The sequence below is a fragment of the bacterium genome, from assembly GCA_024228115.1.
GTDB lineage: Bacteria > Myxococcota_A > UBA9160 > UBA9160 > UBA6930.
The window spans coordinates 1-11,277 of record JAAETT010000689.1 but is presented as its reverse complement, the minus strand read 5'-3'; the positions used below and the strand labels follow the sequence as shown (position 1 = coordinate 11,277).

At 65.2% G+C, this 11,277-nt stretch carries 6 protein-coding genes; 2 read left to right on the top strand and 4 right to left on the bottom strand.

From position 1 onward, the window contains the following. On the bottom strand, positions 1–137 hold a 137-nt coding region (locus tag GY937_28610), incomplete at its 3' end, for a hypothetical protein (protein ID MCP5060678.1). A 56-nt stretch (positions 138–193) separates the two neighbouring features. Between GY937_28610 and GY937_28605 the strand changes: the two genes are divergently transcribed. Continuing rightward, the gene (locus tag GY937_28605) at positions 194–1,501 is read left to right on the top strand and encodes a hypothetical protein (protein ID MCP5060677.1); all 1,308 of its coding nucleotides are present in this window, start codon (positions 194–196) and stop codon (positions 1,499–1,501) included. Here GY937_28605 and GY937_28600 read toward each other — a convergent pair. After that, positions 1,483–8,673, bottom strand: a complete 7,191-nt coding sequence (locus GY937_28600) for an amino acid adenylation domain-containing protein (protein ID MCP5060676.1) — start codon at positions 8,671–8,673, stop codon at positions 1,483–1,485. The genes GY937_28605 and GY937_28600 overlap by 19 nt on opposite strands. Beyond that, positions 8,670–9,305, bottom strand: a complete 636-nt coding sequence (locus GY937_28595) for a 4'-phosphopantetheinyl transferase superfamily protein (protein MCP5060675.1) — start codon at positions 9,303–9,305, stop codon at positions 8,670–8,672. The genes GY937_28600 and GY937_28595 overlap by 4 nt, the downstream gene beginning before the upstream one ends. 218 nt (positions 9,306–9,523) lie before the next feature. Between GY937_28595 and GY937_28590 the strand changes: the two genes are divergently transcribed. Next, on the top strand, positions 9,524–10,486 hold the full coding sequence (locus GY937_28590) for a hypothetical protein (protein ID MCP5060674.1): 963 nt from the start codon (positions 9,524–9,526) through the stop codon (positions 10,484–10,486). A 637-nt stretch (positions 10,487–11,123) separates the two neighbouring features. Here GY937_28590 and GY937_28585 read toward each other — a convergent pair. Beyond that, positions 11,124–11,277: hypothetical protein (locus tag GY937_28585; GenBank protein ID MCP5060673.1), on the bottom strand; the 154-nt coding region annotated here is incomplete at its 5' end.

Here is an 11,277-nt window from a genome sequence, read left to right as displayed (position 1 = left end):
GCCGGACACATCACCACGTGATCGACCACCCAGACCGATTCGAAGCCCATCTCCTCGGCGAGCTGCCCGAAGCTCGCCGCATAGGCCCCGTCTTCGACGGGCGCCATCATGTACGGAGCCATGATCCCGAACTTCACAACATTCCTTCTCGACAGGTCTTTCTCCTAGGCCCGGGTTTCGCGACGTTCACTACGTGGCGATGGACCCGAACCAATCGAATCGAGCACTTGCACTTGGCATACGGCGAGCGGCCGCCCTGGGCTCCGGCCTGTGCCTGCTCGCGGCGGCTAGCGTGCTGGCGCTCGGGCGCACACCGGAGTACGAAGAGTGGGCCTTCTTTGGCAGCTGGCCCCGGAAGTGGGTGCTGCTTAGCCTCGCCCTCGTCTGGTTGGGGCTGGCCGGCGCCTCACTCGCCGCACCACTTCGCCTGTTCTTCGCATTCGTGATGGGCAATCTGATGCTGGCGGCGGTCTGGTTTCTACTCGAGCTCGCGGGTGCGATTGGCCTCGTGAACTACGGGAAGCTCTTCGGCTTCTCGCCCGCTAGCGGGTTGGGCTACACGGCGATTCCGCACGCCGACGTTTCCGGGGAGACGATTGGCAATATCGCCCACGCCTGGGGTTTCGACGATCCACCCTCCTACCGCTACCACTTCCGCACTGATCGCCGCGGCTACCGGAACGACGTGGACTGGGAGAGCGGAGAGGTGATCTGCCTCGGAGACTCTTTCGTCGTCTCGGGCCTGGTGCCTTATCGGGCGACCGTCAGCGCTGGCCTCGAACGAGCACTCGACCGCTCCGTGGTCAACGTTGCCCTGATCGGGATCGGGCCGCAGCAGCAGCGCGACATGCTGCGCGCGAGCGGTCTCCCGTTGGAGGGTCGTCTGGTGCTCCACTTCCTGTTCGAGGGCAACGATCTCGCCGACTCACGCCGCTATCGCCGCCGGGCGGAGGCCCGGAAGGCGGGGCCGTCAGGGGCGCAGCAGAGACTGCTTGCCACCCATGTGTTGGATGCGTTGCGGAAGGCCTCTCTCCCGTCCCCAGCCGGGCAACGCGTAGGCGAGCTGGGCGGTCGGGACGTCTACTTTCTCGAGAACACGATCGTTCCGCCCGGGCTCGCCCCCGAGATCGAGGCCATCGGAACCACGCTCCGGGAAATTCGCGACGAGGTCGAGGCTGCCGGCGGATCGTATCGGGTCGTTCTTTTTCCGGTGAAGCTGCGCGCGATGGGTGCCCACGTTCGGTGGCCGGGCGATACAGAGATCAAGCTCGACCAGGAACTCAGCGATCTCCCTGAGCGACTGGCCCAGGAAGCTGGGGAGAGGGGCATCCCCTTCCTGGACCTGGGCCCGACGTTGGAGGCAATGACGGCGCAGGGCGAGGTCACCTTCTTCGCCGACGACACTCACCTGAATGCTAGTGGCCATCGCGCCGTCGTCCGCGCACTGCTCGAATGGGAGCCTCTTCGAGCCTGGAAGGCCTCTCATTCATCCACGCCATGAGCCCGGGCGAGCAGAGCCCGGAGGTGCGCACCGACCTCTGCCCGGGCTGGTTCGTTCAAGAGTTCCACGTGATGGCAGTCGACCGTGTCCACCTCGAGCCCACCACGCGCCCACTCACCCCACCCGTTGCCAGGATCGTCGAAAACCACGCCGGGGTAGTCCGGCTGCCGGATCGCCGCAATTACGTGGAGGTTTCCCGCATAGGGTCGGGCACGGTAGTGGCAGAGTGCAGTCCGTCCCGCCTCGATCACGTCCCGGACGCGGCCACCTCGCACGCCGTCCACTTCGTCGCCGACGTCGTAGTGGTCAAGCATCTTCCGGGCGTCCTGACCGAACAGGAGATTCGGGCGACGGATGCGCCGGACCAGAGCGGAGGCCACCTTCGAGACCGGGCTGCGACCGGCGCGGGCGAGGGTGGATAGCATGCGACGCCAGGCCGGAAGGTGACGCGGGTAGCCGGGCGCGTAGGTGTCGAGCAGGATCACGCGTTCCACGTGGGCACCCTCATCGTGGAGTTTCTGAGCGATTTCGTAGGCAATGAGGCCACCGAGGGAGTAGCCACCGAGGTAGTACGGACCCTCGGGCTGGACCTCCCGGATCAGGGCAATGTAGAACTCTGCCATCTCCTCAATCGTCTCGAGGGGGGCTCTCGAACCAGCGAGTCCGCAGGCCTCGATTCCATAGATAGGCAAGTCCGGATCCTGATGGTCGGCCAGCCAGTGCGCATAGACCACGTAGCCACCGATCGGATGGACCAGCCAAAGCGGCGGGCGCTTGGCACCGCGCTGGAAGCAGATCACCTGACGGCCGTGCTCCCGCTCGGTGTCATCCGGCTCGGTGCCGCCTCGAAGTGCGTTGGCGAGACCGGCGATTGTCGGCGTCCGGAGCAGGGCCGCCAGCGGGACGGGTTTCCCGAGTTCCACTTCGAGCCGGGCAGTCAATTGCAGTGCCATCAGGGAGTTCCCCCCGATACGGAAGAAGTCCTCATCGACATCGACCGTTCGCTGGAGCAGTTCCTTCCAGATTCCCTCCACTCGTCGCTCCAGGTCGTCGCGGGGTTCGCGACGCCGAACTGTGGTCACGGCCAACGGATCCGGCAACGCATCGCGATCGATCTTGCCCCGCTCGGTTAGCGGGATGGCGTCGATGGGGACAATGAAGTCCGGGATCGCGGCCGCGGGAAGCGTACCGGCCAGGCGCATCCGCACCTCGCTCGGGTCCAGCTCGCCTCCACTCTCGATCACGTAGGCCGCCAGGTAGAGTCCGTCTGGCCCCGTGCGTGCCATGACCAGAGCCTCGCCAACTTCGGACAGGGCGTAGAGGGCCGCTTCGATTTCACCGAGCTCGATGCGATGGCCGCGGATCTTTACCTGCCGGTCGAGGCGCCCCAGGAACTCGAGGCGTCCGTCTGCGCGTCTCCGGGCGAGATCCCCCGTTCGAAACATCCTCCTGCCCGACCGACTCGCGAAGGGATCAGTAACGAACCGCTCCGCCGTCAGCTCGGGTCGATTGAGGTATTCCGTGGCGACTCCGTCTCCGCCCAGATGGAGCTCACCGGGCACGTTGATCGGACAGGGCTCGCCATGAGGATCGAGCACATACGCCGTGGTGTTTTCGATTGGCCAGCCGATCGGGACGTGGGCCCCGGGATCCACCTCTACCTCGAAGCCTGTTGCGTAGACCGTGCATTCGGTCGGACCGTATAGATTCCACAGGCGCGTTTCCGGCAACTCACGCGCAACGATCCGTGCGATCTCGGGGCTCAGCACGTCGCCGCAGGGGAAAAGCTGGCGGACGGGCCGGAGGCTCTCGGGACGCTCACTCACGAGCGCATGGAAGAGCCCGGTCGGAATGCTCAGAGCATTCACGCCGAGCTCGGAGATCGCACGGTCCAGCACGTCGAGAGTGGGTGGCCCGGGGGCACGGATCGCAAGAGTGCCGCCGGTGAGGAGCGCGCCGAAGATCTCGAAGGTCGAAAGGTCGAAGAACACCGGAGACAGCAGGCAGAGAACCGTGTCGGGCCCGAGTTCCGCCCAACGCACGCCATGGGTCAGACGGGTGACACCGCGCTGCGGCACCACGACTCCCTTGGGCTGACCCGTCGACCCGGAGGTGTACATCACGTACGCGGGGTCGCTCCCCGTCGCGCAGCCGTTGGCGCGCGTGGTGGAGCGTGCCCGAAGCTCCGCAGCCTCGTCGACGCGGACGACCGTCCGGCACACAGTCGGCAGCCGTGCGGCGAGGGACTGGTCCGTGACCGAGACCGAGAGGTTCGCGTCCTCGGCCATGAACGAGAGCCGCTCTGCGGGGGCTTCCGGATCCAGCGGGACGTAGCATGCATCGGCCTTGAGAATGGCCAGAATCGTCGCAACGAAATCCGGCCCCCGCTCGAGCAGCACACCGACGCGTGAGCCACGCCTCACCCCCGCCTCCCGTAGCGCGTGGGCGATCTGGTTCGCCCGGGCATCGAGTTCCCCATAGAGCAGCTGTCCCCCATGCCAGCGCAGCGCCACATGGTTCGGATCTTCGTCGACGCGCTCTTCGAAGATCGATGCCAGGCTGCAATCCCGTGGATAGTCGACTTCAAGGTCGTTCGATGCACCGAGCAGTCTGCGGCGTTCAGCCTGTGTGATCAGGGGCAGCGACCAGACCTGACGATCCGGATCCTGCACCGCCGCCTGCAGGACATGCTGCCAGTGCTCTGTCAGGCGGAGAGCCGTTGCGTCGTCGAAACGCTGCGAGCGGTAGCTGAGGTCAGCAACGAGTCCATCAGGGCCCGCTTGGACGTGGAACGAAAGATCAAACTTCGCGCCATTCGGGGGCACGACCTGCCAGTTCCACCGCTGTCCGTCTACGTCGATGGGCTCGGGCGCCTCGACGTAGTTGAAGACGAGTTGTTGAAGCTGGCTCACATTGGGGTTCACGGATCGCTGGTTCTCGACAATTCGCTCCAGAGCCGTCTCGCGGTGCTCGAAAACCAGACGGCTCGCGTCTCGTGTTCGGCGCAGAAGCTCGCGAAAGGATGGCTCCCCGGAGACATCGATTCGGACCGGCAGCATGTTGATCAGGCACCCCGCGAGGGGCTCGAGCTCAGGTCTGCCACGGATCGAAACGGGTGTGGAGATCGTGATGTCTTCCTGCCCCGAATAGCGATGAGCCAGCGCAACCAACGCTGCGAGGTACACCGTGTAGGGTGTGGCTCCCTCCGTGCGAGCGAGAGCCTCGATCTCCGAGTGGAGATGGGGACCGATCTCGAAGCGCCGCCGCCGACCGGCACCGGACACGTTTGAGGGCTCCGGCTCATCTGCCGGTAGCTCGAGCGTTTCGACCTCGCCCAGGGTATCGCGCCAAAAGGCGAGGTCGTTCTGACTCGGGTGGAGTCCTTCTTCGTCGGCCTCCCATACACTGTAGTCGGTGTAGTCGATCTCCAGTGCGGCCAAAGCCGGTGCGGCTCCGGCCCGCTCGGCCTCATAGAGAGCCGCGAGGTCGCCCATCAGGATGCCCAGGGACCAGTCGTCGGTGATGATATGGTGCTGGTTGAACAGGAGACGATGGTCCTCCTCGTCAATCCGAACGAGGACGGCGCGCCACGGGCGAATGGCCAGGTCGAACGCTCGGCCAACCTCGGCACGAACCAGCTCCGCGTGGCTGGAGCGGGCGACCGGGGGCGGCTCATTGCTGATATCCCTCCAACCGAGCAGCGCCCCTTCACCGGTTTCGAGGAGGCGCTGGAAGGGACGTCCGTCCACGACCTCGAAGCACGTGCGCAGCGTCTCATGCCTCGCGACGAGCCGGGCCCACGCGCGACCAAAGGCCGCGACATCGATCTTTCCGAGCTCCACCGTCGTGCACACGTTGTAGAGGGTCGGGTCGTCGCTGAGTTCACGGGTGTACCACATGCGCAGCTGGGGCGACGAGATCGGCCAGAGCGTGCCGCTGCCTCGTCGGGGAATCCGGGCCTCTGAGCGCTGGGCGCACTCTTCACCCAGAATCCGCGCAAGTCCGGAGATCGTCGGCTCGCGATACAGATCTCGAAGCTGGAGGGGACGATCGAAGGCATCGCGAATCGCCGAAAGCAGCCGAACTGCACGAATCGAAGTGCCGCCCAGGCAGAAGAAGTCGGCGTGGACATCGTCCACCTGGAACCCCAACTCTTGGCTCCACAGCCCGGCGAGCGCACGTTCGGGAGCCGTGCTGGGGAGGACCGGATCCCGGGCATCCCGACATGCGGCCGGCAGCGAATCAAGGTCCACCTTCCCATTGGCGGTGAGCGGGATCTTCTCAATCGCGACGAAAGAGACGGGAATCATGTAGGCGGGGAGCTTCGCGCGCAGATAGTCACGGAGGCTTGCGTCGCTTGGGGTCTCCGCGATGCTGGCGGGCTCCGGCACAAAATGCGCGACCAGATCTCGTTCGCCGTGCTCGTTCCTCGGCGCGGTCGCGATGCTCCGGGAGATGCCGGGGTGACTCTCGAGAGCGGTCGCGATCTCTCCCAGTTCGACGCGGTAGCCGCCTACCTTCACCTGGTGATCCTGACGTCCCAGGAACTCGATGTTCCCATCTGGAAGAAAGCGCGCGATGTCCCCGGTGCGGTAGAGGTGATCGTCATCGTGCTCGCCGAACGGGTCGGGCAGAAAGCGCTCGGCATTCAAGTCCGGACGCGCGTGGTAGCCGCTGGCGAGGCAGGGCCCGCCGATGAAGAGCTCGCCTGGGACACCGATGGGAACCGGCTCGAGGTGCCGATCGAGTATGTAGTAGCGCGCATTCGAAATGGGTCGGCCGTAGGGAATGCTCGTCCAGTCCGGGTCGACCTGATCGATCACGTAGTAGTTCGACCAGATGGTCGCCTCAGTAGCGCCACCAAGCGCCACGACCTCAGCGGCAGGGAAGGCGCGGCGGACCTGATCCGGCAGAGGCACGGGGATCCAGTCGCCGCTCAGGAATACCAGCCGGAGGCTGGTGTCGGCTGCCGGCTCCCGAAGGAACGGAACCAGTTGCCCGAGGGCCGCGGGCGCTGAATCCCAGAAGGTGATGCCACCCTGGGTAAGGAGTTCGACCAGGGCGTCCGGCTCCTGAAGGTCCTCGGACGAAGCGATCCGGATGGACGCACCGGCGGCCAGAGTCCCGAAGATGTCGTAGACGGATAGGTCGAAGCACGGACTCGTAACGAACAAGAGGCGATCGTCCGGGCCGACAGCGAAGCGCTCGTTGACCCAGGTGATCAGATTCACTGCCGAGTGATGACGGACCACCACGCCCTTGGGTTTTCCGGTCGATCCCGACGTGTAGATGATGTAGGCGCGATCCGTCGGCTCGGCGATCGGGGGCGGGGCTTCCCCGTCCGCCTTGGCGATCGCCCGTTGCTCCAGGGGCGCATCCACCGGGAGCAGCCGACGATCTGCGGGAAGGCGCTCTGCCAGGGCAACCTCGGTGACGACGATCGCCGCGTCCGCGTCGTCGAGCATGAAGCGCAGCCGTTCGGGCGGGTAGTCCGGGTCGAGAGGCAGGTAGGCGGCACCGGCCTTCTGGACAGCGAGCAGAGCGACGATCAGCTCGATCCCCCGCTGCACGCAGACGCCGACCAGAGAGCCTCGTCCCACGCCACAGGAGCCGAGGTAGTTGGCGAGGCGGTTGGCTCGGGCATTGAGGTCGCCGTAGCTGACCGTGGTTTCCCCGAAGAGCAATGCAATACGGTCTGGTGCGCCTCGTGCTTGCTGCTCGAAGGCATGGAACATCAGTGCGTCGTCCGGGCGTGCAGTCTCCGTGTCGTTCCACTCGTAGAGGACACGCTGTTTCTCCGGGTCGCCTAGCAGGGGAAGCCGGCTGATCGGGCGCTCATCATCGAGGACGACCTCTTCGAGTAGGCGCTGAAGGTGTTCGAGCATCCGCGCGGCGCTCTCTCGCTCGAAGAGGGCCGTGGCGTATTCGAGGATCATGTTCGTCTCGTTCGCCCGGTCCTCGGGATGGAGGGTCAGGTCGAGCAGGGCTGGCACCTCGAGACGACGGACATCCATCCGCAGACCTTCGGCTTCGAGCGGGCCGGGCACGAAGTCGATGTAGTTGAACATCACCTGGTAGATCGGATTGCGGCTTGGATCGGCTCTCCGCGCGCGGCCCACGCTCTCGTAGACACGATCCATCGGAATCCGGCGGTACGGGAAACTCTCGCGTTTCGTTGCGAGGATCCGCTGCAGCAGAGCTGCAAAGCTGGGATCGCCAGCCAGATCGGTTCGCACGCAAACCGGATTCATCAGACAGCCGAAGACATCGCGGTATCCCGGTTCACGGTTCGCCAACGGCATTCCCACGACGATGTCTTCGGCTCCGGTCATGCGGTGGAGCAACAGATTCCATGCGGCTAGCAGAATGTCCGCAAGGCTGGCACCGTGGCGGTGACCCAGGGAGAGCAGGTCTCGACGCAGCCCAATGGGAAGGCGCCGCTCGATCCGCTTGGTTCCCGGGTCGACGATCGGAGGCCGGCAGCGGTCGGTTGGCAGTTCCAGTGCGGCGGGAGCCCCGTTCAGCTTCTCGGTCCACCATGCGATGCCACGGGCCTCCGCTTCCGAGCCCTCGGCGGCGAGCTGGGCCTCGGCGAACGCACGGTATTGCCGCGGCGGTGCGGGGCGTGTTGCCGATGCGTCGTTGCATTCGGCGACATACAGCGCGAGGAGATCCTCGGGAAGGATCTTCAAGTAGGACCAGCCGTCGAGGGCCAGATGGGGGATGTATGCGACCAGGAGATGCTCCTTCGGGCCGCGACGGATCAGCTCGAAGCGCGTGGTGGGGTGCGTGGCCAGGTCCTGGCGTACCGCCGTCTTCGAGCGGATCCGAGCGAAGAGATCCTCGTCCCCAAGGCCCTCGGCTGATGACGTCGTCAGATCGAGCTGGGCCTTGTGGACCCGGTAGCCGGGCTCGCCTTCGAACTCAAACCAGGAAGAACGCAGACCCTCGTGGCGCGCGAGCAGATGCAGCAGCGCGACCTCCAACGCCTCTGAATCAAGGCGGCCGCGCAGCTCTAGCGCGACGGCTTCGTTACCGACGGCTTCGTCCTGGAAGAGTTGGTGGGCGTACCAGAAGCGGCGTTGGGCGGGAGCGAGAGGTCGGACCGGGTCAGAGTCGGCGCGGTCGCGGGGCGGTACCCGAGCCCCCAGCTCGTGGCGAGCCCCGCTCATTGAGGAGGCTCCAGGGTACATAGCGTCGCGAGCCAGGGGCCGACCCGGTGCCAGCTGCCCTCGAGCCGAGCTTCACCCAGGGCACCGCGCGCTGCTGGTGGAAGCAAGTGGGCTCGGAAGCGCTCAGGAGCGGAAGCTTCGACAGCCACGTCCTGGAACTCGAGAAACGCCCCGGAGATCGGGTGCTGAGCCTTGTAGACCGACTCCTTGGCCGAGAACAGGATCGCCGCAGCCTCTGGCCCACTGCAGGCATTGACGCGGGAAAACGCTTCGAGCTCGCAAGGCGACGCAACTCGCCGCATCAGCTTTGCCTCGAAGGGCGCGGCGATCTCGACGTCGATTCCGAGGGCCGTGACGTCATTCTTCTCGGCTACGGCGACCAGACAAAGACCGGCTCCATGAGAGATCGAGCCCACGACGCCCGCTGGCCAGAGGGGCGCCCGCCCTGCGCGGACTGGGATCGCGCACGGAGGCCGCCCGAGTTCGACGAGCACCCGGCGCGCCAATGCCCGGCCCAGGTGGAACTCGGCCCGCCGCGCCGGAACGGCGCCGTGGATTCCGAGCGCCTCCTCAGGCCAGGAGGGTTCCAAGGCGCCTTCCGGGGGACGAGCACCGAGGCGCTCCGCGGCCACGCGGATTCCTCGGGGACAAGTGCCCCGAAGTGCATCTACAAGATCCCCGGGTATCGGGGGGGGCGGCTCGGCCCGTTGCTCGTGCAATCCGCTCTCTCCGAGTCTCGAGGTTGGTCTTCGGCTGATCGGGGGCCGGCTTGAGGACCTTCCGCGGGCTTGTGAGAGCTTCATGAAATTGATATTCGATTTCATTATATCTTGCTGCAAAGGTACTCAGCTTGCCCCCCCGCCGCGACTGGTCCGTGCTCGAACCGTCGTTGAGTTTCCGCGATGAAGCTGCCTTGCGGCGGGTCATCCCGGCACCGGGTCGGACGCCCGCCAGCAAGAAGCGGGACCGGCTCGACCCGGCCACTGCGCGGTCCCCCGACGAGCGGCGAATTCGGATCCGGGCGGTGGCTCCGGAGCTGGCCCGGCTCCTCCAATCGGGCACCGGGATCGGCGCTCTGTTCATGATCCCCGGTTTCGATGAGACGCTACGGCTGAATGGTCATGCCGAGGTTATCGGCGAGGACGCGATCCTACGGGTCGACGAGGTCTACCTGTATTGTCCAAAGGCATTTCTGCGCTCCGGACTATGGACGCCAACCTCAATGCCACCACCCCCACACACGCTCCGCTCCGAGGAACGCCAGCGCCAGGGCGACGCCGATCTCGCTTTTCTCGCGGAGGCACCTTTTGCCTTTCTAGGTACCAGCTCTACGGAGGACGCCGCCGATGTCTCGCCGCGAGGCGACCCACCAGACTTCGTCCGTGCACTGGCTGACGATCTGGTCCTCCTTCCCGATCGGCCTGGCAACCGCATTGCGGACAGCTTCCGCAACCGGATCTCGGATTCCTCGATGGCTCTTCTGGTCGTGCAACCGGGCACCGCTGAGGCGCTGCATCTCGCAGGGCGCGGGGGTATCACTTCGGACACCGACCTTCTTCTCCCTTCAGCCATTCGAGGACGCTCTCCACGTCTGGGCATTCGACTGGCGATCGAGACCGTGATGAGCCTCAAGTTCGAACACAACGCCTCTAGCCTCTTATGGCACCCGTCAAGTCGGCTCTCACGCGAGACGCTACCGAACCTCGGTCGACTCTTGGTTGGCGCGCTCGACGGATCGGGCGCTCATAAGCTCGTCATCGGCTGGCTGGTCGAAAGGCTCATCCAGCGCGACGCCACCAAGAACCTCTACTGAGGCGGGGTGCGGAACCCGTCTCGACCAGAAACTCACCGGACCGGAACCGAGGGAATCCGCCGTTGACGAGCATGTCGACAGCTACGTCGATCTCGCGACATGCCTCGAGAGCGTATCCATCTCGAATACCCAAGCCTGCTAAATGGCGCCATCGTTCTTCAACGGCTCGCCTTCCGTCCCGCGCGCCCTTCGTCAGCATGGTTGACGGTGCCCTCGTTCCCGACGCGCAGAATATCCATCTGGTTACGTCGCCTGATCCGATCGCCGTGGGCCATTGATGCGCCTCGCGAACATCCACGCCAGCATCGGCGCCTGAACCTACACAGAGTGGAAGATCCAGGTCTTGCTCTTGCCGCGGCAGCTCTGATGCACGTGCGCATCTTGACCCCGGCAAGGGGGATCCCACCCGACGATCGACTACTGCTCGTTCGCCTCCCAACTGCCTGCGCAAAGCGGACCCAAGCAAACCTGAAGGGAAGCCATGAGGAGATCCGAGAACAAAGAGGTGTGTCTTGGGTATTCCGGAAACCCGGGGTGGTTCATCAAGAAAAGCGTGAACTCCCCTTGAGATCTGATCACCGACTTCGTTTCCAATGCTATTGCACCCGCCCGGGCTGAATACTCCACCGATCATCGCTCAGCTGGACAGGGGCTCGATCACCTCGCGGCGAAATCGCTCGAGAATCGGCCGCAGCTCCGCCAGATCGCCGGTCGGCGGGGAGATCGTCATCCGGTCGACGCCCGCGCGCTGATAGCCCTGGCGACTTCCGGTTCGAGCGTCCCCACGCAGG